Source organism: Phyllobacterium ifriqiyense, from assembly GCF_030817885.1.
Lineage (GTDB): Bacteria > Pseudomonadota > Alphaproteobacteria > Rhizobiales > Rhizobiaceae > Phyllobacterium > Phyllobacterium ifriqiyense.
In genome coordinates this window covers 2,262,023-2,286,609 of record NZ_JAUSZT010000003.1, presented here as the reverse complement: position 1 = coordinate 2,286,609, position 24,587 = coordinate 2,262,023, and the positions used below count along the sequence as shown (strand labels likewise).

At 53.0% G+C, this 24,587-nt stretch carries 25 protein-coding genes; 15 read left to right on the top strand and 10 right to left on the bottom strand.

The window, feature by feature from the left end:
* Window positions 1-82: 82 nt before the first annotated feature.
* The gene (locus tag QFZ34_RS18740) at window positions 83-925 is read right to left on the bottom strand and encodes an EamA family transporter (protein ID WP_307284085.1); all 843 of its coding nucleotides are present in this window, start codon (window positions 923-925) and stop codon (window positions 83-85) included.
* Window positions 926-1,068: 143 nt separating this feature from the next.
* Here QFZ34_RS18740 and QFZ34_RS18735 point away from each other — a divergent pair, with 143 nt between their 5' ends.
* From QFZ34_RS18735 to QFZ34_RS18720, 4 genes are all read left to right on the top strand, one after another.
* On the top strand, window positions 1,069-1,929 hold the full coding sequence (locus tag QFZ34_RS18735) for a 23S rRNA (adenine(2030)-N(6))-methyltransferase RlmJ (RefSeq protein ID WP_307284082.1): 861 nt from the start codon (window positions 1,069-1,071) through the stop codon (window positions 1,927-1,929).
* A gap of 58 nt (window positions 1,930-1,987) precedes the next feature.
* A complete protein-coding gene (locus QFZ34_RS18730) occupies window positions 1,988-2,434 on the top strand; it encodes a hypothetical protein (protein WP_307286481.1) in 447 nt (148 codons plus the stop codon).
* Between the two features lie 13 nt (window positions 2,435-2,447).
* Window positions 2,448-3,194 carry a ribonuclease T2 family protein gene (locus QFZ34_RS18725; RefSeq protein WP_307284079.1) on the top strand — a complete coding sequence of 249 codons (747 nt, stop codon included), beginning with the start codon at window positions 2,448-2,450 and terminating at the stop codon, window positions 3,192-3,194.
* A 157-nt stretch (window positions 3,195-3,351) separates the two neighbouring features.
* Window positions 3,352-3,948: a glutathione S-transferase gene (locus QFZ34_RS18720; RefSeq protein ID WP_307284076.1), complete on the top strand. Its 597-nt coding sequence runs from the start codon at window positions 3,352-3,354 to the stop codon at window positions 3,946-3,948.
* 73 nt (window positions 3,949-4,021) lie between these two features.
* Here QFZ34_RS18720 and QFZ34_RS18715 read toward each other — a convergent pair whose 3' ends face one another.
* A complete protein-coding gene (locus QFZ34_RS18715; protein ID WP_307284073.1) occupies window positions 4,022-4,666 on the bottom strand; it encodes an outer membrane protein in 645 nt (214 codons plus the stop codon).
* Window positions 4,667-5,140: 474 nt separating this feature from the next.
* On the opposite strand from QFZ34_RS18715, the gene QFZ34_RS18710 reads away from it, so the two are divergent.
* From QFZ34_RS18710 to QFZ34_RS18690, 5 genes are all read left to right on the top strand, one after another.
* The gene (locus tag QFZ34_RS18710; protein WP_115051770.1) at window positions 5,141-5,923 is read left to right on the top strand and encodes an SDR family oxidoreductase; all 783 of its coding nucleotides are present in this window, start codon (window positions 5,141-5,143) and stop codon (window positions 5,921-5,923) included.
* Window positions 5,920-7,998, top strand: a complete 2,079-nt coding sequence (gene uvrC, locus QFZ34_RS18705) for an excinuclease ABC subunit UvrC (RefSeq protein WP_370878815.1) — start codon at window positions 5,920-5,922, stop codon at window positions 7,996-7,998. Before QFZ34_RS18710 ends, uvrC begins: the two co-directional genes overlap by 4 nt.
* 126 nt (window positions 7,999-8,124) lie before the next feature.
* Window positions 8,125-8,709 carry a CDP-diacylglycerol--glycerol-3-phosphate 3-phosphatidyltransferase gene (gene pgsA, locus QFZ34_RS18700; protein ID WP_115051772.1) on the top strand — a complete coding sequence of 195 codons (585 nt, stop codon included), beginning with the start codon at window positions 8,125-8,127 and terminating at the stop codon, window positions 8,707-8,709.
* A 3-nt stretch (window positions 8,710-8,712) separates the two neighbouring features.
* The gene (gene moaD / locus QFZ34_RS18695; protein WP_115051773.1) at window positions 8,713-8,967 is read left to right on the top strand and encodes a molybdopterin converting factor subunit 1; all 255 of its coding nucleotides are present in this window, start codon (window positions 8,713-8,715) and stop codon (window positions 8,965-8,967) included.
* Window position 8,968: 1 nt separating this feature from the next.
* Window positions 8,969-9,439, top strand: a complete 471-nt coding sequence (locus QFZ34_RS18690; RefSeq protein ID WP_307284064.1) for a molybdenum cofactor biosynthesis protein MoaE — start codon at window positions 8,969-8,971, stop codon at window positions 9,437-9,439.
* A gap of 130 nt (window positions 9,440-9,569) precedes the next feature.
* Here the strand turns inward: QFZ34_RS18690 and ndk are convergent, their stop codons facing one another.
* Window positions 9,570-9,992: a nucleoside-diphosphate kinase gene (ndk, locus tag QFZ34_RS18685; RefSeq protein WP_115051775.1), complete on the bottom strand. Its 423-nt coding sequence runs from the start codon at window positions 9,990-9,992 to the stop codon at window positions 9,570-9,572.
* 117 nt (window positions 9,993-10,109) lie between these two features.
* Window positions 10,110-10,802 (bottom strand): glutathione S-transferase family protein, encoded by a 693-nt coding sequence (locus tag QFZ34_RS18680; RefSeq protein WP_115051776.1) that lies wholly within the window; start codon window positions 10,800-10,802, stop codon window positions 10,110-10,112.
* A 65-nt stretch (window positions 10,803-10,867) separates the two neighbouring features.
* Here QFZ34_RS18680 and QFZ34_RS18675 point away from each other — a divergent pair, with 65 nt between their 5' ends.
* Together QFZ34_RS18675 and QFZ34_RS18670 are read left to right on the top strand one after the other, a co-directional pair.
* Entirely contained in the window at window positions 10,868-11,380 is a 513-nt protein-coding gene (locus QFZ34_RS18675; RefSeq protein WP_307284055.1) for a DinB family protein, read from the top strand.
* A gap of 253 nt (window positions 11,381-11,633) precedes the next feature.
* Window positions 11,634-13,529: an ABC-F family ATP-binding cassette domain-containing protein gene (locus tag QFZ34_RS18670; protein ID WP_115051778.1), complete on the top strand. Its 1,896-nt coding sequence runs from the start codon at window positions 11,634-11,636 to the stop codon at window positions 13,527-13,529.
* Between the two features lie 100 nt (window positions 13,530-13,629).
* On the opposite strand, the gene QFZ34_RS18665 is transcribed toward QFZ34_RS18670, so the two are convergent.
* Window positions 13,630-15,060, bottom strand: a complete 1,431-nt coding sequence (locus QFZ34_RS18665; RefSeq protein WP_307284051.1) for an MFS transporter — start codon at window positions 15,058-15,060, stop codon at window positions 13,630-13,632.
* 117 nt (window positions 15,061-15,177) lie between these two features.
* Here QFZ34_RS18665 and QFZ34_RS18660 point away from each other — a divergent pair, with 117 nt between their 5' ends.
* Window positions 15,178-15,813: a helix-turn-helix transcriptional regulator gene (locus QFZ34_RS18660; RefSeq protein WP_307284048.1), complete on the top strand. Its 636-nt coding sequence runs from the start codon at window positions 15,178-15,180 to the stop codon at window positions 15,811-15,813.
* On the opposite strand, the gene QFZ34_RS18655 is transcribed toward QFZ34_RS18660, so the two are convergent.
* The 5 genes from QFZ34_RS18655 to QFZ34_RS18635 form a co-directional block, all read right to left on the bottom strand.
* On the bottom strand, window positions 15,792-16,343 hold the full coding sequence (locus tag QFZ34_RS18655; RefSeq protein ID WP_307284046.1) for a GNAT family N-acetyltransferase: 552 nt from the start codon (window positions 16,341-16,343) through the stop codon (window positions 15,792-15,794). The two genes, QFZ34_RS18660 and QFZ34_RS18655, sit on opposite strands and share 22 nt — an antisense overlap.
* Window positions 16,340-16,933: a hypothetical protein gene (locus QFZ34_RS18650; protein WP_307284043.1), complete on the bottom strand. Its 594-nt coding sequence runs from the start codon at window positions 16,931-16,933 to the stop codon at window positions 16,340-16,342. Before QFZ34_RS18650 ends, QFZ34_RS18655 begins: the two co-directional genes overlap by 4 nt.
* Window positions 16,934-17,070: 137 nt before the next feature.
* Entirely contained in the window at window positions 17,071-17,520 is a 450-nt protein-coding gene (locus QFZ34_RS18645; RefSeq protein WP_115051783.1) for a DNA polymerase III subunit chi, read from the bottom strand.
* A gap of 13 nt (window positions 17,521-17,533) precedes the next feature.
* Window positions 17,534-18,160: a glutathione S-transferase family protein gene (locus QFZ34_RS18640; RefSeq protein ID WP_307286475.1), complete on the bottom strand. Its 627-nt coding sequence runs from the start codon at window positions 18,158-18,160 to the stop codon at window positions 17,534-17,536.
* 2 nt (window positions 18,161-18,162) lie between these two features.
* On the bottom strand, window positions 18,163-19,653 hold the full coding sequence (locus QFZ34_RS18635; RefSeq protein ID WP_307284039.1) for a leucyl aminopeptidase: 1,491 nt from the start codon (window positions 19,651-19,653) through the stop codon (window positions 18,163-18,165).
* A gap of 270 nt (window positions 19,654-19,923) precedes the next feature.
* Here QFZ34_RS18635 and lptF point away from each other — a divergent pair, with 270 nt between their 5' ends.
* From lptF to QFZ34_RS18620, 3 genes are read left to right on the top strand one after another with little or no spacing between them, the layout of a single operon-like run.
* Window positions 19,924-21,129 (top strand): LPS export ABC transporter permease LptF, encoded by a 1,206-nt coding sequence (gene lptF / locus QFZ34_RS18630; RefSeq protein ID WP_307284031.1) that lies wholly within the window; start codon window positions 19,924-19,926, stop codon window positions 21,127-21,129.
* A complete protein-coding gene (gene lptG, locus QFZ34_RS18625) occupies window positions 21,126-22,214 on the top strand; it encodes an LPS export ABC transporter permease LptG (protein WP_115051787.1) in 1,089 nt (362 codons plus the stop codon). The genes lptF and lptG overlap by 4 nt, the downstream gene beginning before the upstream one ends.
* Before the next feature lies 1 nt (window position 22,215).
* The gene (locus tag QFZ34_RS18620) at window positions 22,216-24,558 is read left to right on the top strand and encodes an LPS-assembly protein LptD (RefSeq protein WP_307284027.1); all 2,343 of its coding nucleotides are present in this window, start codon (window positions 22,216-22,218) and stop codon (window positions 24,556-24,558) included.
* Window positions 24,559-24,587 lie beyond the last annotated feature (29 nt).

Sequence of the window (24,587 nt, the reverse complement as noted above, 5' to 3'; positions counted from 1 at the left end):
TAGCGCAAAAATTCAACGACAGAAATGCAGCTTTTTGTCTTGGTGACAAACTTGCAATCACGGTGCGCGGATTTGGTGTAAATCAGGCGATCCGCATTACGGCGGCACCCGCAGCGATGAACGCCACTGCGGCGAGACGCTTGGAGCCAATTCGCTCTTTCAGGATAAATGCGGAGATGGCGACTGCGAAGAGAATCGAGGTTTCCCGCAATGCCGCCACCGCAGCAACCGGGGCCATGGTCATTGCCCAAAGAGCGAGGCCATAAGAACCGAGTGTACCGACACCGCCGATTGTTGCCAGGCGGGTACGTTTGACAAAATGCGGCCAGAGCTCGCCGCGCCGCATGATAAGCGTCCAAACCAGAAGTGGAACAGCATTCAACACGAATACCCACATTGTATAGGCGGCGGGCGCACCGGAATGGCGTACGCCCAAGCCATCAATCAACGTATAGGACGCAATGACGACTGCGTTGACCAAGGCGAGAATAGTTGTGGCGCGATTTGCCCCTACGCGACGGCGCGACTCCAATGCGAGCGCAAGAACACCGGCGCAAATCAGGGCTATTCCTATCCATTTTTGCAAGGAAAGAACTTCCCCAACCAAAGGTCCGCTGGCAAGTGCAACGATCAAGGGAGCGGTGCCACGCATGATAGGATAGGCATGGCTCATATCACCGCTGCGATAGGCAGCGGCAACCAGCGCAAGGTAAATAACCTGTGCAACGCCTGACGCCGCCAAAAATGGCCAGCTTTCCGGTGCGGGGGCAGGCAAAAACGGCAGGCAGACAGCTGCAATCAATCCCGCTGAGGTGACAACCACGACCGTATTGAGAAATTTATCGCCCTCGGATTTGACGACGGCGTTCCAGCTTGCATGCATGAGCGCTGCAAAAAGCACAACGAGGACTACGGTTCCGGACATTGATGCATCTACCTGCCGCATGCTGCGGAATGGAGCATGCTGATCTGCTCTATGACAGAACCATGAAGGCCAGCAAGTCGTATAATTTCAACTTTAACATCAACCATCTTGCGAGAGCGCGAACATCATGAAACAAGCGGCGCATGAACTATCGTCACGCCTATCATGCCGGCAATTTCGCCGATGTGGTCAAACACATCATCCTGACGCGGATTGTCCTTTATCTGCAACGCAAGGAACAGGCGTTTCGTGTGATGGACACCCATGCGGGCATTGGCCGATATGATTTGAAGGGCACGGAAGCTGGCAAGACCGGCGAATGGGTAAACGGTGTCGGGCGGCTTATGGGAGCCAAGCTCGATCCACAGGTAGCCGAATTGCTGGCGCCCTATCTTGATATTATCCGCGCCGAGAATGTCGATGGCCAGATGCGTCATTATCCCGGCAGTCCGCTTATTGTACGGCATTTGCTGCGCAAACAGGACAGGCTTTCAGCACTGGAGCTGCACCCTCAGGATGCAAAACTGCTGGCAGAGGTTTTTGAAGGCGATTTTCAAACCCGTGTCACCGAGCTTGATGGCTGGCTGGCGCTTGGAGCCCATCTTCCGCCCAAGGAAAAGCGAGGATTGGTGCTGATCGACCCTCCCTTCGAGGTTGGCGGCGAATTCGACCGCCTGGTTGAGGGGCTGGCGCGGGCGCATAAGCGCTTTTCGGGCGGCACATTTGCATTGTGGTATCCTGTAAAAGATATCCAGCAGCTGCGGCGCTTTACGGACATGCTGGCGGATACTGGTATTCCCAAGATATTGCGAACCGAGCTGATGATTCGAGCGCCGTCAGCAGAACCGCGACTCGACGGAACGGGGATGATCATCGTCAATCCGCCCTTTACACTGGAAGCTGAGTTGCGAACCATCCTTCCGGCGTTGTCAAAAATCCTCAGTGATGAACCGAATGCAGGGTTCAGGGTCGATTGGATAAGGGATGAGCAAGTTGACGCTTGACCTGACGCTATCCCTGGTTGAAATTGCACACATAAAATATGTCCCGGAGAATATATCCATGTCACGCTTCTCGTCATTGATTGCTGCAAGCTTCGCCGTTGGTGTTGCCCTGTCATCTGCCGCCCCTGCCATGGCCGCAGATTACGTCGAAGGCCCGGCTCAAAGCTATGACGAGACCTGCGGACAGGCCCGCGTGCTTAACCGCATCGTCAACAAATTTTCTTATCAGGTAAGGCATGTTCCAAACCTGCCGCAGGTTGGTATCGACAATTTTACCGATGTGCAGCAGACACGCCACGAACCCAGTGCTGATCCTGAAATGGATGCGGTTGAACGGCATTATTGCCGCGCTACGGCTCATCTTTCCGACGGAAGCCAGCAGCCTGTCTGGTATCTCGTGGAGCACGGTCAAGGGTTTGTCGGTGTTGGAGACAATGTCGAATTCTGTCTTGCCGGTTTTGATCGCTGGCATGTTTATAGCGGAAGCTGCCGTACACTGCGCTGATTGAATTCAGCTGATGCCAGCTGGAAAGATTGCCCGCTATCTTCTGTTTGCGGCGCTGATCGGCATCAGTATTCTGACCTATTTGCGAGAACAGGACGTTCCGGCACCTCGCCCTGCAACGCAGGATAGGGAGAATGTGCCAGCCAGCCAGTTGCCCAAACAGCCTTCGGGCGAGAAATTGGCGACGGGAAGCGGATTTGATTTTTATGTTCTCGCGCTCTCCTGGTCTCCAAGCTATTGCGCGGCAGAAGGCGACCGCGCTAATGGGCAGCAATGCGCCTCCGGCAGACCTTATGGTTTTGTAGTTCACGGACTTTGGCCGCAATATGAACAGGGGTTTCCGCAGGATTGCGATAACTCGCAACCTCGCAATGTACCTTTTGCCCAAGCCAAGCAGCTCTCCGATATAATGCCTTCGACAGGCCTCGTCACTTATCAGTGGCGCAAGCACGGCTCTTGCAGCGGTCTGACGCAACGCGATTATTTTGCAACGATGCGTCAGGCAATGCAGCGGGTTTCCATTCCCTCCGCATATCGCCAACCAAGCCAGCGCAGCCCGATTAACCCGCTAGTGCTTGAACAGGCTTTCACAGCCGCCAATCCGGGTATGCAGAAAGATGGCATAGCAGTGACCTGCGATCGTGATTATTTGCGGGAGGTGCGCATCTGCCTGACAAAGGATCTGAATTTCCGTTCCTGCCCACAGGTCGATAGGTCCTCGTGCCGTAGACGCGCTGTTGATATGCCGGGAGCGTTTTAGCTTGCACTAATGTTCTTGCGTGGTTCGCCCTTCGACAAGGTATGTTTTGAAAAGAAAACACGCTTGCCGTTTTGCAACTCACTTTATCAATGCGCGCTTTTCATAATCCCACACCAAGTTTACCGTTTCACATCGAGTCGCAAAATCGGAGTTCATCGTGACTAAAGTTCTTTATTCACCCGCATCGCCCTATAGTACCAAGGTGCGTATGGCGGCGCATTATGCGGATATTCCGCTTGAAGCCGTTCTCGTTGACAGCAATGCGCAGCCGCCGGAATTGGTCAATGCCAATCCGCTTGGTAAAATTCCAACCCTGATCCTCGACGATGGCAAGGCGATTTTCGATAGCCGCGTCATTACGCAATATCTCAATCGCCTTTCTGGCAACAAGCTCTTTCCGCGCAACGCGGAAAAACGCCTTGAGGCAGAGCAGCTTGAGTCTATCGCCGATGGACTTTGTGATGTTTTGCTGGCGCATGTTTATGAGCGCCGTTTCCGCCCAGAAGAAAAAATCTACGAGCCGTGGCTGGATCGCCAATGGGTCAAGGCAGTGCGTGTGCTTGATGTTTTGAACGCGGCACCTCCCCGTCTTGGCAAGAAACTGCATGGCGGCCATATCGCGTTGGCGGCAGCCCTCGCCTATGCAAGCTTGCGGTTCGAAGGAAAATGGGAAAAGGGGCGCTCTAAACTGACACGCTGGCAAAAGCGATTCGAGGAATTGCATCCCGAACTGGCGGCATTGTTGCCGAAGTAATTTTGCGGAAGGCCTGAAACGAAAAAAGCCGGACAGTCTCCTGTCCGGCTTTTTTCGTTAAATCACCCTGGTATTAGAACTTGTAGCCAACACCCAGACGAATTTCATTCGTTGTGATCTTATTCGATACATCGTCGATACCACCGAGATCGTAGTTCTTCTTGCCGAAATCGGTGTAACGATATTCAGCACGGCCAACGATATTTTCGGTGATTTTGGCTTCTGCACCAACACCGGCTGTCCAGCCGACATGTGTCTTGGAATCGCTGCCATCAGGACCGCTAAGCTTGCCTTCAGTCATGGCAACACCGCCTGTACCGTAAAGCAGGACCGGATCAAGAGCGACACCGGCGCGGGCACGTACTGAACCCTCTACGCCCTGCTTGGCTCTATAACCAAAACTGCGTTCCTTGGCACCGGAGTAACCAACGTCGCCTTCAACACCGTAAACAAACTGGCCATTCTGAAGGTTGTAACCGCCGTAAACGCCGCCCTTCATGCCATCGGCATCAAGCTTGCCTTCGGATGTCTTGTTCTTGTTCCAGCCATAGCCGCCATAAGCACCGACGTAAGCACCATCCCAGCCGCCAACTGGCTGTTCAAACGGTGCAGCCTCAGGAGCTGGCGCCTGTTCGACGATAGCATCAGCAGCGAGAACCGGGGCGGAGAGCGTAAGCACAGCCGCCGAAGCGAGGATCATTGTTTTAAGAGTGCGCATCGCAATCTCCTTTTTAAACTCTATTTACACGCAGCGGGCCTTTGGTCGGGGGGGAAACCAAAATTACGTCCGCTTGACGAGAATGACATTCGCTCTTCAATGTGGCGGGACTCGTGCCGGACTGTGAAAAGAAACTGTCAGGAAAATGGCCGAAATGCGATGTGGTTTTTCAGCAACAATTAGAATTTCCCTGCAAATTCAATCATTTATAAATAAGCTTACAAAATAGAAATCGCACACTATTTGAATCAAATTTCATTCAAAGTCATACAATATTGCCGGTCAATATAGTATACTTAACACTTGCTTAAGATTTACATTGGACTTGGCGATAATGATGATTTTCTGTCTCTATCAGAGTTTTCCGTGTTTGATTTCCAATCCGCGTTAAAGTTCGACTAGAACTGTTCATTGCTGACGTTAGCCCCTCGCGCTTTATCGGGCTCATGCCTATATTTAGCGTTGAATCACCCCATGAAGGAGAAAACTGTGACGCTTGATCGACCGATTGCCCTTGTAACTGGTGGTGCCAAGCGCATCGGCAAGGCAATTGTTGAAGATTTGGCCGGTCACGGGTTTGCTGTTGCAATTCACAGCAACCATTCACGCGCTGAGGGTGAGGCCCTACTTGCCGCAATCGAGAGCAAAGGCGGCAAGGGTTGCGTTGTTGAAGCTGACCTAACTGATAGCGACGCAACAAGGCGGCTTGTTTCCCAGGTGCAGCACGAGCTTGGGCCGGTACAGCTTCTGGTCAACAACGCTTCGGTTTTTCAGGAAGACGCAATTGGCAATCTCGCAGATGATGTTGTTTGGAACAACCACTTTGCGGTGCATGTGAAGGCGCCGGTGCTGCTTGCGGACGCCGTTGCCTCGTTGCTGCCCGATGGACAGGATGGGCTGATTGTTAATATTATTGACCAGCGCGTCTGGAAACTGACCCCAAAATTCCTGTCATATACTTTGTCGAAGAGCGCCCTATGGACTGCTACCCAAACGCTGGCGCAGGCATTGGCTCCCCGTCTTCGCGTCAATGCGATTGGACCTGGACCGACCATGCCGAGCGACCGACAGGACCAGCATGATTTCAATCAACAAGTCAGCAGCCTCCTTTTGGAGCGAGGCCCGGACCTTTCAGAATTTGGCCGTACCATTCGTTATCTTTGGGAGACACGCTCCATTACGGGGCAAATGATCGCCCTTGATGGCGGACAGCACCTGGCCTGGAAAACCGCCGATGCGACGGGAATCGCAGAATGATCGAACCGGCAAAACAAGCGACTAACCTCGAACGGGACGACCTCGATTTCGACATGGCGGAAAACACTGACGAAACGGCCAGAGTGGCCAATGAACCGGTGCGGAACGTTGCAGCGCTGATTAGCGCTATCGAATGGGATTCAGCAATTGTCAGCGACGGCAATAGTGGCGCCGATGTCATTGCCGAACTTGTCAAACGCCTGCCCAACAAACCTGGCGTCTATCGCATGTTCAATGAAGCAGGCGACGTGCTTTATGTTGGCAAAGCACACAGTCTGAAAAAACGCGTTTCGAACTATGCACGTGGACAGGGCCACAATAATCGCATTGCGCGCATGATCCGCGAAACCATGAAAATGGAGTTCGTGGTTACCCGTACCGAGACGGAAGCCCTGCTGCTGGAAGCGAATCTTATCAAGCGCTTGCGTCCGCGCTTTAACGTGCTGATGCGCGATGACAAGTCGTTTCCCTATATTTTGCTGACAGCGCCAAAACCGGGAGAGCGGCGCATTGCCCCCGGCATTTTCAAGCATCGCGGTGCGCGGTCGAGCAAGGGAGACTATTTCGGCCCATTCGCTTCTGCCGGTGCAGTGGGCAGAACAATCACCGCGCTACAGCGTGCCTTTCTGCTGCGCACTTGCACGGATTCATTTTATGAGAACCGCACGCGCCCCTGCCTGCTCTACCAGATCAAGCGTTGCTCTGGCCCTTGTACCGGCGAAATTGACGAGCGCGATTATGATGAGCTCGTTGCCGAGACGAAGGCGTTTCTTTCGGGCAAGAGTCAGGCGGTGAAGACGCATCTTTCAAATGCGATGCGGGATGCCTCTGCCGATCTCGATTTCGAACGGGCAGCAATCTATCGGGACAGGCTTTCGGCCCTATCCCATGTGCAATCCCATTCAGGCATCAATCCGCAAGGTGTCGAGGAAGCAGATGTCTTTGCGATCTACCAGGATGGCGGCGTCACCTGCATTCAAGTGTTCTTTTTCCGCACCGGGCAAAACTGGGGTAATCGCGCTTATTACCCCAAGGCGGATTCATCCTTGTCTGGTGCCGAAGTTCTGGGGGCATTTCTGTCGCAGTTCTATGATGACAAGCCCTGCCCTTCAATGATCCTGCTTTCCGAAGTAGTGGAGGATCAGGAATTACTGGGAGTTGCGCTGACAGCCAAATCCGAACGCAAGGTCACGATCCTTGTTCCACAACGCGGCGAAAAGAAAGATCTGGTCGAGCATGCCTTGAGCAATGCGCGAGAAGCTCTAGGGCGGCAATTGGCAGAAACATCGTCGCAATCGCGTTTGCTCAAAGGTGTAGCGGAGACATTTGGTCTGGAAAAGACGCCGCGCCGCATCGAGGTCTATGATAATTCCCACATTATGGGCACCAACGCGATAGGCGCCATGATTGTTGCCGGGCCTGAGGGTTTCGTCAAAAACCAGTACCGGAAATTCAATATCCGCTCGACAGATATTACGCCGGGCGATGATTTCGGCATGATGCGTGAAGTGATTGAGCGCCGCTTCAGCCGATTGGTCAAAGAACATGGCACGCCTGAAAACAAGGATATGCCGGCACAAGACGTCGAAATCGATGAATTCGATGATGATTCAGATGCCTTCCCGGCTTGGCCCGATATTATTCTCATCGACGGCGGGCAAGGTCAGATGAGCGCGGTGCGCGGTATCCTCAACGAAATGGGTCTTACCGACAAGGTCACTGCCATTGGTGTGGCGAAGGGCGTGGACCGCGATGCGGGCCGCGAGCGCTTCTTCATGGAAGGCAAACCAGCCTTTACCCTGCCCCCGCGCGATCCGGTACTATATTTCCTCCAGCGGCTGCGTGACGAAGCCCACCGATTCGCGATTGGCACGCACAGAGCGAAGCGCAAAAAAGAGATGATAAAGAACCCGCTCGACGAAATTGCAGGCATCGGACCATCACGCAAACGCGCGCTGCTGCATCAATTTGGTACTGCCAAGGCCGTTTCCCGGGCTGCTGTCGAAGATTTGATGAAGGTCGACGGTATATCTGAAGCGATGGCTATTACAATTCGCGATCATTTCCGTACATAGGAAGGAAACTGGTCGGAGCGAACTTTGCTCTGCTATCAGACATAATTGCGCCTGACTTGGCCATGATGAGCTTGACGTAAGGTGCTTAAGTCCCTTTGATCGGTAATGATTTGAATGGTTGGAAATATGCCCAAGAACAACGCCTACTCACTACCGAATATCCTGACCTATGCCCGTATCATTGCTGTGCCGCTGGTTGTCCTGTGCTTTTTCATTGAAGGAAGCCTGCAATCAAGCGATACAGCCCGTTGGGCCGCGCTTGCCATATTCATCATTGCCAGCGTTACAGATTTTTTTGACGGCTATCTGGCGCGCATCTGGAAGCAAACATCAACAATAGGCCGCATGCTTGATCCTATCGCTGATAAGTTGCTCGTCTCCGCTTGCCTGCTTCTTTTGGCAGCAGATCAAACTATCGCCGGTTGGACACTCTGGGCCGCGATCATCATTCTTTGCCGCGAAATTCTGGTCTCTGGCCTGCGTGAATATCTGGCGGAGCTTAAAGTCAGCGTGCCTGTGAGCCGTCTGGCAAAATGGAAAACCACAATTCAGATGGTCGCGGTGGCTTTTCTCCTTGCGGGCCCGGCTGGCGACAAGATCGTGCCAATCATCACAATTCTTGGTATCGTGCTCTTGTGGAGTGCCGCACTGATAACTCTCTATACCGGCTGGGATTATTTCCGCGCTGGCCTGAAACATGTGGTGGATTGATCAATGACCAAACTCGTCTATTTCGCATGGGTGCGTGAGCGGATCGGAAAAGGCGAGGAAGTGATTGAGCTTGACCCGGCAATTGTCACAGTCAGCGATTTACTGGCTCATTTGAAAACCCGCGGCGAAGAATATGCCGCGGCTCTCGAATATGAGAATGTGATCCGCGTTGCCATCAATCAGGAACATGTGGAACACGATGCTTTTGTAAAAGGAGCAACCGAAATCGCTCTGTTCCCGCCGATGACCGGGGGATGATATGGACGCGGTGCAGCCACGGATCATAGTTCAGCGTGACGATTTCGATATCGCCGCTGAGATGAGCCAGATTTCCGGACAGAACCGGAATATAGGCGCTGTGGTAACATTCAGCGGTCTTTGCCGCGACGAAGCTGGAACGCTGGCGGCGCTTGAGATTGAACATTATCCCGGCATGGCGGAAGCAGAAATGACCCGCGTTGCAGCCGAAGTGCTGGACCGCTGGACACTTACCGGCCTCACAATCATTCATCGTTTCGGGTTGATCAAACCCGGAGAGAACATTGTTCTTGTCATGGCGGCATCAATCCATCGCGAGGCGGCATTCAATGCCGCTTCATTCCTGATGGATTATCTGAAGAACACAGCCCCGTTTTGGAAAAAAGAACATTTGAATACGGGCGAAGAACGCGGCTGGGTCGAAGCCAAGACCAAGGATCAGGACGCATTCAAACGTTGGCACAGCCTGTGAACCGGCTCGCAACAGGTTCGCTGATTGTGGGGTTTATCGCAGTGTTGGTGCTGGTTATCCTGTCAATCGTGGCATAAGGCCAATAAAAAAGCCGGGCGAACCCGGCTTTTTATTCATCAGCTTTTAAGAATCAGCCGACAATTTCTGTACCGGAGAACCAGTAAGCAATCTCTTCTGCAGCTGTTTCAGGTGCATCGGAACCATGTACCGAGTTTTCACCGATCGAAAGGGCGAAAGTCTTGCGGATTGTGCCTTCGTCAGCATTGGCTGGATTGGTGGCGCCCATGACTTCGCGGTTGCGCAGGATGGCGTTTTCGCCTTCAAGAACCTGAACGATGGTTGGAGCGGAAGACATGAATTCTACCAGTTCGCCAAAGAAAGGGCGATCCTTGTGCACTGCGTAGAAGCCTTCAGCTTCGCGGCGGCTCATCCAGACGCGCTTGGAAGCGATAACACGAAGACCGGCTTCCTCAAGCTTGGCGGTGATGGCGCCAGTGAGGTTGCGGCGTGTCGCGTCGGGCTTGATCATCGAGAAAGTGCGTTCAATTGCCATGGAAATGAAACCTTGTCATTTTGGGGAGATTGGATGGCGGGTCTATAGCGGCAGGCAGTGCGTTTGCCAAGAGACCTTTTACCCGATGCGCTTGAATGCCCCTCCTGAACTGCCCTCTTATGCCGCAGCCAATACCTTACGGGCTATGCCGCCATGCAGATCGAGACACCGCTCGAACCAGTCTGCAACCGGGTCTCCCTCATCAAACAGCTCGTAAGGCGTCAACACTCTTGCCCATTGGAATGCGCCGAAAATAATGTAGTCGCCAAAGAGCGGCGTTTCACCGCCAATGAATGGCTGCGAGAGCAGCATCTTGCGGATCGGAGCCAGGCTTTTGGTAAATGCGTCGCGCTTACTATCGCGATCAGCGGCGACATCTTCAAGCTTGCGGCCAAAAATCTGTTCGCGGCTTTCGCGAAAATAAGCCTGGTTTGGTGTGTCCAGCACATCGTGTACCGGCATCAGCACGACCAGATTGAGGAAGGGATGCAGGATCATTTGCGAATACCCTTCGACAAAACGAGCCATGGCGCGACCGCCCTCGCCTTTGAAAAGTGAAGGACGGTCCGGATAATGATCCTCCAAATAGAGCGCGATGTCGAATGAATCAGCAACGAGCTTCTCGCCATCCCTTACCACCGGGACCTTGGCGGAATAGCCGTTTTCAAGTTTCGGAATATCAATGAAAGAGACCGCATTCCTGTCAAATGGCAGGCCTTTATGAGCGAGTGACATCACTGTCTTCCAGCAATGAGGACTAAATGGGCGGCTCTTGTCAGTACCGACAAGCTCGTGCAGAACAATTCCCATGGCAAATTACCTCGCTCGATATAATATGTCAGCAATACTGACTCTTGTAATGGAGAAGTCAACGGATGGAACAGCATTTTCAGATGCTGGCGGCATATAACCGCTGGGTAAATGAGCGGCTTTATATGGCAGTGGCCGAGCTGGAGGACGAGGAATATCGCCGTGACATGGGCGCTTTTTTTGGCTCGTTGCACAGGACGCTAAACCACCTGCTGGTGACTGACCGCATCTGGATGTTTCGCTTTAGCGGCGAAGGGGATGCTCCCAAGGCTCTCGATGCGATACTCTTTGACAGGTTCAATGAGCTGAAAGCGGCGCGGGAGCAGGAAGATGCCCGCATTTTAAACTGGGTACGGAGCTTGGACAGCAAGGCAATCGCCTCTCGTTTCACCTATACGACCGTGAGTGACATGCGCACCATCAGCCAACGGCTGGCACCAGCTCTGGCGCATCTGTTTAATCACCAAACCCACCATCGCGGTCAGGCTCACGGTATTTTGACGGGTCTTGGAAAGACCTTGCCTTCGTTTGATCTCGCTCAATTTCAAAGGACTGAAGAAGGTAGGCCTTATTCTTGAACTCTTCCTTCAAACTATTGAAAATCTTTGCAAGAACGCAATAGCGCCCTTCGACAAACTCAGGATGAGGTAGGTGGTGGGTTGCAGGCATCAAGAATTGCAGCTTCAGTGATATTATTGCGGAGCATCAACCTTCCTCATGGTGAGCCATCCTGGGCTTGTCGAAGGGCGAACTACGCATAGCAGCCGTGCAATCTGACTTTTAAACACGAATACCTTGCGGAAATGAGATTTCCCGTGCAAAAGCGCGGCCATGCTTATTCTCGACGATATATCCGTGCGGATGGCCGGCCGTTTGCTGATCGATCACGCCAGTCTCAACCTGCCATCCGGCACAAAAGCCGGACTCGTGGGCCGCAATGGTGCGGGTAAATCCACGCTGTTCAAGGTCATCACTGGCGAACTCCATGCAGAGACCGGCGATTTCTTCCTGCCGAAGAATATCCGCATCGGTCAGGTGGCGCAGGAAGCGCCGGGCACCGAAGACTCGCTGATAGAAATCGTGCTTGCCGCCGACAAGGAACGTACGGAACTGCTAGCCGAGGCGGAGACTGCAACCGATCCGCATCGTATTGCCGATATTCACATCCGACTGGCCGACATTGACGCGCATTCGGCTGAAGCCCGCGCCGGAGCAATTCTTTCTGGCCTCGGCTTTGATGCGGAAGCGCAAAAACGACCGGCATCGTCTTTTTCGGGCGGTTGGCGCATGCGCGTTGCCCTGGCGGCGGTGCTGTTTGCTGAGCCGGATCTTCTGCTGCTCGACGAGCCAACCAACTATCTCGATCTGGAAGGCACCTTATGGCTGGAAGATTATGTGCGCCGTTATCCGCATACCGTCATCCTCATCAGCCATGACCGCGACCTTTTGAACTCCGCCGTCAACTCCATCATCCATCTGGATCAGACCAAGCTGACACTTTGGCAGGGCAATTACGATCAGTTCGAACGTCTGCGTTCGGAAGCGCTGGAATTGCAGCAGAAGGCGCGTACCAAGCAGGAAGCCCACCGCAAGCACATGGAAGCCTTTGTGGAGCGTTTTCGCGCCAAGGCATCCAAGGCCAAGCAGGCGCAATCACGCTTGAAAGCCTTGCAGAAGCTCAAGCCAATTTCCGCACACATTGAGGATCATGTGATGCCATTCCATTTTCCGGAACCGGAAAAGGTCGTGGCCTCTCCTATTATCGCGATTGAAAGCGGTGAAGTCGGCTATACGCCGGGCAAACCCATTCTCAAGCATTTGAACCTGCGCATCGATGCGGATGACCGCATTGCGCTGCTCGGGTCGAATGGCAATGGCAAGTCCACGCTTGCCAAGCTGATCAGTGGCCGCCTACCTTTGCAAAAAGGCAAGATCACGGTTGCTTCGAACCTGAAAATTTCCTTCTTTGCCCAACATCAGCTGGACGATCTCGTACCGGAAGACAATGCCATCGAGCATGTCCGCAAGCTGATGCCGGATGCACCAGAAGCGAAGGTGCGCGCGCGCGTCTCGCGCATGGGTCTTGCTACGGTCAAGATGAATACGGCGGCGAAAGACCTCTCTGGTGGTGAAAAAGCCCGACTTTTGATGGGACTTGCGACGTTTGAAGGGCCAAATCTGCTGATCCTCGACGAACCGACCAACCACCTTGATATAGACAGCCGCGAAGCCTTGATGCACGCGCTAAACGAGTTCGACGGCGCTGTCATCCTGATTGCCCATGATCGCCACCTGATCGAAGCGACAATGGACCGGCTGTGGTTGGTGCGCGATGGCGCAGTTGCGCCTTACGATGGCGATCTTGATGCTTACCGCTCACTAGTTCTGGCTGATGCCAAGGCCGAGCGCTCGGGCAACAAGATCGTGGTCGAAGAAGGCCAGAAGCTCAGCAAAGCAGAACAGCGGAAGCTGGCTGCCCAAAAGCGCGAGGCATTAAAGCCGTTGCAGAAAAAGATTCAGGAAGCCGAAGCACAGGTTCAGCGCTTCCAGAAGAAGATCGACTCGCTGCAAGTCCAACTCGCGGACCCGATCATCTATTCCCGCGAACCTGCAAAGGCGACGCAGATCGGCAAAGAGATTGGCTATGCCAAATCTTCACTGGCGCGTGCCGAGGAAGAATGGCTGGCGCTCTCCAGCGAATATGAAGAGGCCATGGCTGATTTATAATTAAGAACATCGCAAGAGAGGGAACGTGCAGGTCGAAACCGTCCCCTCTCCTGGATTTTTCAGAGTTTCAGAGCCAAGACCCTAGCCCTCCGAAAGTCTGTCAAAGCTTGGGTAAATCGATTGCAAGCATTGTCTTTTTGCGCAGCGGCAAAGCATAGCCGGCCAGCAGTGCGCCGAGGCCGATAATCGTCGATACGGCGAAGATGATTATCGATGCATGCCGTAAGGCATCGGGCGTCGTTGCGAGCGGATAGCCGACAGCATTTGCAGCCAGCCCCGCTATGGCGGCCCCAATCGCATAGCCGGCAGATTGCAGGGTTGGCAGCAAGGCAGAAGCTCGATCACGCTCGCCGCTCTTGGCAGCTTCCATCACCGTTTGGCTGAGGAAGCCCCAGCTTATGCCAAAGCCCGTGCCGATCAATATTTGCCCGAACATGACCACCAGAGGTTCGTCCAGCGAGAAACCAAAGACGATGATCGCAAGACCGCTGACGAGCAGCGTTGGTCCAAGGCGGATCATCCAGGCACGGCGGCGCGGATCCTGAATATTTGCAACAAGAATGGCAAAAAGGCTCCATGCAATTGCAAAAGTTGCGCTGAAAGCACCAGCTTTGGTTGGACCATAACCCCAAAGGTTTTGCAGGGTCATAACCAGATAGACCGAGGTGGAAGCTTGCGCGACCGGCATAAGCAGCACAATCCAAAGGCCAATGCCAACTGTGGAATTGAGCGAAAAGGCATCTGACGGAAAGAGTGGTGTGTCGCTGCGACGATCAATTAGGATGACCGAGGCAAGAACTATGGCTGCACCGGCCACGAAAAGCACTTCCATGGGCACGCTCTGCATGATGCTGGCTAACGCAACGAGCATGATACCGGCACCGATGGCGGATAGCCGAAAAAATGGTACGCTTAATCGCTGTATCTCGCCGGAAAAGCGCGGAACGATGCGGAATGTCAATGCGATGAAGATCAGCCCCAAGGGAACATTGATGAGGAAGGCTGCGCGCCACGAAAGATGCTCGGTCAGCATGCCGGACACCAACGGACCACCGAATGCCGCAATAGCCCAAACGACCGCTTCAGCACCAAACACTTTGGCGACAAGCCGGGACGGAAAGAGTTCCGGGATCAGCGCGTAACAGGTGGCAGCAATAATGCCCTCGCCCACGCCCTGAAGGGCCCGGCCTATCAGGACTTCGGTCATGGATGAGGCAAAGGCCGCAATCAATGTACCAGCCAAAAATACCAGGGCCGAACCGACAAGCGCGGTACGAGAGCCGAAGCGGGCTTTCAGCAAGGCACCGCTGGCGCCGCCGACAATAGAAAACACCAGATAAAGGGTAAACGCCCAGGATATCAGCTCAATACCGCCAATTTCGCCCACGGCAGTGGGAAGCGATGTCGACACCAGAAAACCGTTAAAGGCGAAAAGGGCAACGCCCAGACAAAGTGTCGTTGTGGCTGCCGAATAGTCGGCGGTTAGCAGTTCCGACCAGCGGGCATCGCTGGGTTGAGCATGGTCACTCATGGCATTTCCTCAATTTAATTAGTTTTATGTTTTTATATTCCGCTTTATAAAACAAGCAATAGCTTTTTTAATTTTTATGCCTATATTGGCACCATGCAGGATCGCACGACAAATCGCATGCTATATTCCTTGAAAGTGACCGGGGCTCAAACGGCTGCGGCATTAGCGGAACGTCTGGATATTACCGCGGTGGCTGTTCGCCAGATGCTGGGGCGACTGCATGAAGCCGGCCTTGTCGAGTATGAAGACAGCCGTGAGAGCGTGGGAAGACCCAAGAGGTTTTGGCATTTGACTGAGGCAGGAAACGCCCAGTTTCCGGATAACCATGCCGGGTTAACCAGAGATCTCATCGCTTCAATCTCTGCGGTTTTCGGGGAGTCCGGACTGGATCAACTGATTTCTCATCGCGAACAGGCGACGCTTAATCAATATCAGCTTGCACTTGAACCAATTGAAACCCTTGAAGCCAAGGTGGAACAGCTTGCAGCCATTCGCTCAGCGGAAGGATATATGGCCACCAGCACCCGCAACGCAGAAGGCAAACTCGTCCTTGTCGAGAATCATTGCCCTATTTGTGTTGCTGCAAAGGCCTGTCAAAAACTCTGCCGCTCCGAGCTTGAAGTGTTTCAAGCAGCACTTGGGCCTGATGTTGAAGTTACACGTTTCGAGCACATCCTCAAAGGTGCGCGGCGTTGTGCTTATACAATTGCAGCAAGGCCAAAACAAAGCGATCAGCTTGCGATGAAGCTGTAGACCATCGGACTGATGAAACGATCCCCTACCCGCCAATAATCGCGAAGGGGTCCGCCTTCGAGTGCAAAGTCCAGTCTCGTCGCCAATCGGATTGAAGGTGCATTATCCGGATGGATAATCGCCGCAATGCGCCGCGTTTTCAGCTCAACAATGCAGTGGGTCATGATTTTTCGAACAGCCTCCGTCATCAGGCCTTGGCCGTGATATTCGGCCCGAAGAATATAGCCAATCTCAAGCTTGCGGCTGTAGGCTTCGCGATGGTGATAATTGACCATTCCGATACATTCATCTGTCTTGATATCAACCACGGCCCAAGCAATGGCTGTTTCCGGCTGGGCTCCCTTCGCAAGAGCCCTTACCCAACCCCGTGTTTCCTGGATATTCCTACAAGGCGCGAAATCCCAATATTGCACCAACTCCTGATTGCCGAGGCAAGCATGGAGACCCTTATCGTCCTTCGGCTCAAACTGACGCAAGCGCAGTCTTTGCGTGACCATAACAGGAAATTTTGTGGCCTGACTGGCCATCATCTGCCCCATTTCGACTGCGGCGGAACCGAAACTGGCGTTGCCCCGCGGCGGCGACGCAAAAATAAAAGCCCGGCTATGCTGATTACGATCAAGGCAATGCCAGCGGGCATGATACGCCAATCGACAATTGAAGCGTTTTTTCGCAAAACCAGATCGACATGAGCCACTTCCAACCCGTCAAAATCGCCTGGCCCTATCGTGAAGAGATAATCTCCGTCTTGGGCAGGGTTGATATCGCCAATTTCATCGCGATAGATCTGCTGCCCTTGTGGCGAACCTTTATTGGTGGCTTTTGAGCCGGTATAGTTCAATGTTTCAACAAGAACGTCTTTGCCATTATGGGTCACAACTGCGGTTAAGGCGGTGCGGCTTACCGTCGGGATAAAATTGCGAAGTGTTTGCATATCGACAAAGGCGCGCACGGGCGCATCTTCAGCTTTCAAGGTAACCGTGACAGGCTTGTATGGGCCGGGCCGGTCATAAACACGCCAGGTTCCGATCTCCTCTCCAGAGAAATTCAAGGCTGCCCAAGGTCCGCCAATGCCGAAAACAACACCTAGAACAAGCAGAAACAGGAAAACGAAACGCATCGGCGCCTCCCCTCAAAAGCAATTCCAATTTACGCAATTCCGGACGGATAACCGGTGTCCACTTTTCCTGAAATTGCCTGTCTTTGTTTTACGCAATTTCGGACGGAAAACCGGTGTCCACTTTTCCTGAAATTGCTTTAAGCCTTCTTTTCCCAGCGCCCCTCGGCATTCTGCTGCCAATAGGTCAACGCATGGCCCTGATCTTTCAGTAATTTCCATTGTGCCCGAGCCTGCTCAAGCTGCTGCTGGTCATGGCCATCAAACATCAAAATAAGGCGCTCATAGTTTTCGGCATCACTTGGGACGGCTCCGTCAACGAGAAACCGGACCGTTGCCGCATTGGGATTGGCATCCGTTGTCGTCAGGATAACCGGCTGTTCTTCAGGATTGGCCTCCTGATCCGTGCCATGGGCAAGAAATGACGAATCCGACCAGGTCCATAAATGATTATCCAGACTGTCGCGCCGTTCCTGCGAGCCAGTCTGGATGACAACTCTCCACTTCCGGTCAAGCGAGCGCTCAACGAGCCCGGGCAACGCATTTTCCAGGGTCGATTCAGTCAAGTGGTAGAAGAGAATTTCAGTCATTTCATTCCGTATGTCAGAATTTCATGCAGTCCGGTCGTGTCTCGACCATACTGGCGGATACACGCATCGAATCCCACCATTCCCGCAAGCGTGGCCTCTCGTCAATCAGCGCGGCCCCTGGTTCCACTGTATCGGCAGCGGCAAGCGTGCTCATCATATAGAATGTGGCAAGTGTTAGCGTTGTGAAGCCGCAGGCAGGTGACTTGTCAAGAATTCCCTCGATAACACCCAGCACCTGTCGGGATTGGGTAATTGCCTCGTCCGTCGGTGCCAGTCCATCACGCCAATAGATCGGAACATAAAGCCCCCAGACCAATGGCCGGTAGGCATATGCATCAACAATTCGCATGAGCTGCCGCATGCGTGCTGCATCCTTTACAGATGACGGTATCAATGCAGGCTCGTCAAAAACTGCGTCGATATAATGCACAATGGCATCGGTCTCATAAAGACCGAAACCATCTATTTCCATCGCCGGGATTTTTCCGAATGGATGCAGCTGGTCATAGTGAGCCGGGAGCTTTCCTCCCTCGAAAGGGTCAGCCTCCACCATTGAAAATTTGGCTCCCTTAGTGAGGAGGACAAGTCTGACAATGCGTACATATACGCTCTCAAGCGTTCCATAGAGGTTGATCTCCACGGTCAACCCTCAAAATTATCCTGAACAAATCTGTCCAGAAGCCGCACCCCGAATCCTGAAGCCCAGGACTGGCTGTATTCATTGGTGGGAGCGCCTATCGCCGTGGCAGCGATGTCCAGATGCGCCCAAGGCGTATCGCCGACAAAGCGCTGCAGGAATTGTGCAGCTATGATCGCGCCGCCATAGCGCCCGCCAATATTTTTCATGTCGGCATTCTTGGTATCGAGAAGCTTGTCATATTCCGGTCCAAGAGGCATGCGCCAGAGTTTTTCTCCCGTAGCCTGTCCGGCCTCCAAAAGTTGCCCCGCAAGCTCGTCATTATTGGAGAATAGACCCGCATGATGAAGACCGAGCGCTATCATGATCGCACCGGTTAGCGTGGCGAGATTTATCATGAGCTTTGGCTTGAAACGATCATTGCAGTAGTAAAGCGCATCCGCCAGAACAAGACGTCCCTCGGCATCGGTATTGAGCACTTCTATGGTTTGCCCCGACATAGAGGTCACGATATCGCCCGGACGTTGTGCATCGCCGTTGATCATGTTTTCCACGATGCCGATCACGCCGACGACATTTACTTTTGCCTTGCGCGTGGCCAAAGCATGCATCAGACCGGTGACAGCAGCAGCGCCGCCCATATCGCCCTTCATCTCCTCCATGCCACCCGCGGTTTTGATGGAGAGACCACCGCTATCAAAGGTGACCCCCTTGCCGACAAATGCGATCGGCTGGTCCTTGCCCTTGCTTCCGTTCCAATGCATCACGGCCAGACGCGCCGGGCGGGTAGAACCCTGTGCAACACCGAGAAGCGAGCCCATGCCCAGCTTTTTCATATCTTTTTCGGACAATATTTCGACCTTCACGTCGAGCTTCTTCAGCTCCTCAATGCGTTCAGCAAATTCGATGGGTCCAAGCATATTGGCAGGTTCATTCACCAGATCACGCGCCAGCACAACGCCTTCTGCGACCGCTTCGGCTTGAGCAAAAGCTTTTTTTGCCGCTTGAGGATCTGCCACGTGAATGGTTATGCGGGCTGAGCGATAATCCTTTTCGCCGTCCCTGTTCTTTTTCGTTTTGTATTTGTTGAAACTATAGGAGCGCAGCAATATGCCGAGTGCAAAATCAGCGGCGCTTGTGTCCGAAATTTGCGTATCTGGAAGCGCCAGAACAATCGATATGTCTTTCACACCGGCCACTTTCGCAAGAGCAGCACCGCCCATTTTCAGCCAATCATCGGCCTTAAGTTTGTCTGGATCACCCGCTCCTATCAATACCAACCGATCAAGTTGCGTATCCGCAGGAGCGATTGTGGAAATACCCGAAGCCAGTTTACCTTTAAAATCCGAAACATTGATGATACGCGACAGCGCATCGGCACCGATAACAGATTCGGCCTCTGCAGAGATCTTACCTTCAGCATTGGCCAGCAAAATGGCAGTCTTGCCTTCGATTGGCGCGTGCTTCGCAAAACTGATGGATGGGCGTTTGGACATGATATCTCCAGATTGAACAAAACGTGATTTTCTTATTTATCAAACGTGATGAAATAAGGGACTCAACGAAGTATGTGGACTAACACCTTGTTAACCAGCTTTCTTCGCCTATTTTTAGCCAAGCCTGACTAGATTGAACTAAAGTCGATATATAGAACACGTAACGGGTTCGTCCCAAAATTCCATGGGCTTCATGGGATAAACTGAACAGCCGGTCTTTCCGGTCCGGTGGTTAAACAAGGTGGCGGAACTCTTCTTGCGAAACATGACATGCGCCTGATTGAGATATATATCTTGCGACGGATCGTCGTCATGTTTTTTGCTGTGTTGCTTTCGGCAGTCGGCGTGACGTGGATTGTCCAGGTGCTGGGGCGCATCAACTTCCTGACGACCAGTGGGCAAAGCTTTTTCTACGTTCTCAAATTCAGTTCCAACCTGCTTCCATCCGCCTTCCCGCTTGTTATGCCATTTGCGCTGGTGATTGCTGTTACGCAGACGCTTTCGACAATGAACCAGGATTCAGAGCTTGTCGTTATCAATGCCGCGGGCGCGCCGCGCTCGGCGGTGATCCGCCCCGTTCTGCTTTTTGCCGCCTTCGTCTCAATATCGTCATTCGTGATTGCAAATTTCATCGCGCCCTACTCCACGCTCAATATGCGCCAGATGATTGCCGACGCGAATGCTGACGTCGTTAATCTTGTGGTGCAGCAAGGCGCTTTTCAGGAACTGGCGGACAATCTCTACATTCAGATCGAAGCACGCGATTCCAACGGCTCCATCAAGGGATTGTTTGTTTCCGATTCCCGCGATCCAACGACAGACCTGATTTATTACGCCAAGGAAGGACTGGTCGTTGAAACGGGAAACCAGAATCTGCTGGTCATGAAAGACGGCGAAATCGATCGCCGCGATGTCCAGACCGGAAATGTTTCCATCATCAAGTTCAACACATATGCGCTTGATCTTGCAGCATTTTTGGCGGCAGATGAGAAAGAGCCGACCATTTTTGCGAAAGACCGCCCTCTGGATGAACTGTTGAATCCCGATCCGAACGACAAGCAGTATAAGAGCAACCCACTGCGCTACACGTCTGAACTATACAAGCGTTTCACTGAGTGGAGTTATGCCTTTGTGTTTGCGTTGATTGCGCTGGCGGCGGCTGCCGATTCGCGCTCCCATCGCGAGGCCCGGATTTCGGCCTCGTTTACCGCCATTACGCTCAGCCTCATCGTATTCTGGATGGCCTATTCGACGGGGCAGAACACCAATAAAAATGCAGACCTGCTGCCATTGCTGGTCGCGATACCACTGTTTGCGGGTCTGGCTGCAACCTATGCTTTGGTCACAAACCGGCAAATCGGTTTGCCTGATAGTTGGACGAAGTGGCTGAAATCAAACCTGGCAGCCCGGCAGGAAGCTTTTGCCGGCTTAGGCACGAAGCTGTTCAGTCGCAAACGCGGAGGCAACCGCAAATGATAGGTTGGACTCTGGGTCGCTATTTCTTTTTGCGCTACGTGACAATCACGGCATATTTTTTGTTGGGCAGTTTCGCGCTGGCACTCATTCTCGATTTTACGGAGCTGTCGGGTAAATTGTCGGCATTGCCTGACTATTCACCGCTCGCCGCATTCGGCATATCGGCGATGCGCATCCCTTTCATCATGCAGCAGGTCTTTCCGTTCATCGCCCTGTTTTCGGCAATGGCAACGTTGATTTCCCTGAATCGCAAGTACGAACTTGTTGTCGCTCGTTCAGTTGGGGTTTCAGCGTGGCAGTTCCTGTTGCCAGCCTGCGCAGGTGCCCTGCTTTTTGGTCTTATTGCAATATTACTGGTCAATCCCCTCGCCGCTCACGGCTACGAGCGAAGCGAGCAAATCACCTCCGCCTGGCGTTCCGGCAAAGCCAATGATGTTGGCACGAACCGCGTTCCGTGGCTCCGCCAAAAGACTGAAGATGGCGAAACCATCATCGGTGCCAAATCTATCGTCAATCGTGGTTTACGATTGGTTGACGCGACTTTCATTCGGCTGGACAAGAATCAGGACATTCGGGAACGGCTTGATGCGCGAACCGCTGACTTGAAAGATGGCTATTGGGAACTGAACAATGTGACCAAGTTTGTGCTTGGCGAAACCCCGGTTCCGTTAGATTCAATACGTATTCCGACGCATCTTCGCCCTGAATTCGTTGAAGAAAGCCTCGCCAAGCCTGAAACAATTCCTTTTTTTGAGCTGCGTAACAAAATTGCCGCAGCCCGTTCTTTTGGTTATTCAGCCAACAGTTTTGACATGCATTTCCAGTCTTTGCTGGCTTTACCGGCTTTGTTGATGGCGATGACTTTGATCGCCGCGACAGTTTCGTTGAAATTTGTTCGCTTTGGACAATCCGGAACGATGATTCTGGGTGGCGTCCTGGCGGGCTTCGTGCTTTATGTCGTCACTGTTGTGGTCAAGGCATTTGGCAATGCGGGATTCGTCCCGCCTTTCATAGCCGCATGGACACCCGTGTTGATTGCAACATTTTTTGGGGTCTCCTTTCTGTTGCACAAGGAGGATGGTTAGAGTGGGATTGAATGTAACGCGCTCGGTGTTACCGTCGTGGCTCGCACGTTTGTTGTGCGGGACGGCAGTGCTATGCCTAGCAGGCGGGATTTCGCTCCCAGCCTATGCCCAGACAAGTGATGCACTTGTGGGCACTGTCCAGACTAATCCAAATGCACAGCTTCTTCTGGAATCAGACGAGCTTGTCTACGACATCAATGCCAAGACGATTTCCGCCGTTGGTGGTGTGCAGATTGACTATGATGGAAACCGGCTTGTCGCGCGTCAGGTCACGTATGACCAGAATACCGGCCGCCTGAAAGCCATGGGCAAAGTTGAGATTGTCGAAAAAGACGGCAACCGGATTTATGCCGAGAATCTCGATGTCACCGACGATTTCCGCGAAGGCTTTGTCAATGCCCTGCGCGTTGAGTCCGCTGACAATACGCGGTTCGCAGCCGAAAGCGCCGAGCGTATTGGCGGCGAAATTACAACCTTTAACAACGGTATATATACTGCCTGCGAGCCTTGCCGTACAAAGCCGGACAAAGCTCCGCTCTGGCAGGTCCGTGCGCAAAAGATCATTTGGAACGGCAAGAAGAAGACAATTCGTTTCGAGCGTGGCCGTTTTGAAATGTTCGGCATGCCATTGGCCTTCCTGCCAGCCTTCGAAATTGCAGATCCGACAGTCAAGCGCAAAAGTGGCTTTCTCATTCCAAGCTACAAGCATGAAACCAACCTCGGATCAGGCGTTTCCGTGCCGTATTTCTGGGCCCTTGCACCCAATTATGACCTGACGCTTACGGGTACTTACTACAGCAAGCAGGGTTTCCTCGGTGAGGCTGAATGGCGCCACCGCGTGACCAATGGCGAATATTCGATCAAGGTTGCCGGCATCAGCCAGCGTGAGCCGGAAGCCTTCAACCCCGGTGAAGAGGTTGACCGCGACAACGAAGGCCGCGGCATGATCGCTACCAAGGGTGCTTTGCAGATTAATCCGCGATGGACTGTTGGCTGGAATGTCATGGCCCAATCGGACAAGGCGTTTGCCTATCGGTATGGCATTGATCAGTATGACAATTACGATATCACCAACGAAGTCTACCTGACGGGCATCAATGATCGAAACTTCTTCGATCTTCGATTCTATAATTTCCTCGTTCAGGAATCGATTGATAATGATAATCCCGGTGCTCAGGAAACAAAGCAGCCTTGGGTAATGCCAAGTTTGGATTACGCCTTCACGCCCACACAGTCGGTTGCAGGCGGCGAACTGAATTTCGATGTTAATTTGCAAGCGCTTCATCGCGACAGGCTAAGTGGTACCGGATTCAGCGACCTTACACGTGAAGGCTATATTTCCGGCATCAAAGGCAATGATGGGCGTCTGACCGCTGAAGCGGAATGGAAACGTACATTCATCGCGCCTAACGGCCTGGTTATTACACCCCTCCTCGCTTTGCGCGGCGATGGAATGTATGTGGACTCCGACACGGCCGCTGTGGTGCGTTCTGAAGCCTTCCGCGGCATGGCGACAGCAGGTCTTGAGGCCAGATGGCCTATCCTGTTCTCAACGACCAGTTCGACGCATGTGCTGGAGCCGACTGCTCAGCTATTCGTTCGTAATAATGAGCCCTATGCGGGCGAGATGCCGAACGAAGACGCACAGAGCTTTGTTTTCGACGCATCCAGCCTGTTCGAGCGTGACAAATTTTCCGGTTATGACCGGGTTGAAGGTGGCACGCGCGTCAATCTCGGCGTTCGCTATTCCGGTACATTCAGTAATGGCCTGTCGCTCAATGGTATTGCTGGCCAGTCATTCCATATCGCCGGGAAAAATTCGTTCAATACGAATGACTTCGTGAATGTTGGCGCAGAGTCTGGCCTTGAAGATGACCGTTCAGACTATGTTGCGATGATTGGTGCCAATTATGGCCGGTTCAACGTGACAACTGGCGGGCGCTTCGACAAGGACACATTTGAGGTTCGCCGCGCCGAAGTTGCCAGCACAGCGGATGGCAAGTATGGCTCAGCCTTTGTCAAATATGCATTCATTGACAAGCAGGAGACTTACGGGTTTCCGACAGACCGCCACGAGGTGACGGTAGGCGGCTCTGCCAAGCTAACACCGAACTGGCGTGTTCTCGGCTCAGGGACCTATGATCTCGTATCCGAGACGTTGGTGAAGCGCACCGCAGCGCTGGCCTATGATGATGAATGCTTCACATACAGCATGTATTATCAGCAAGAGCAGCCTGTGACCGTTAATGGCGCAGAGGGCGACAAGACGACGAAATTCGGGTTCAATATCTCGTTCAGAACGCTCTGGGGCGTTGGTGAGCCAGTTGATATTGGCGGCATCTAACCATCACGTTTGACGACCGCTCTTGCGGT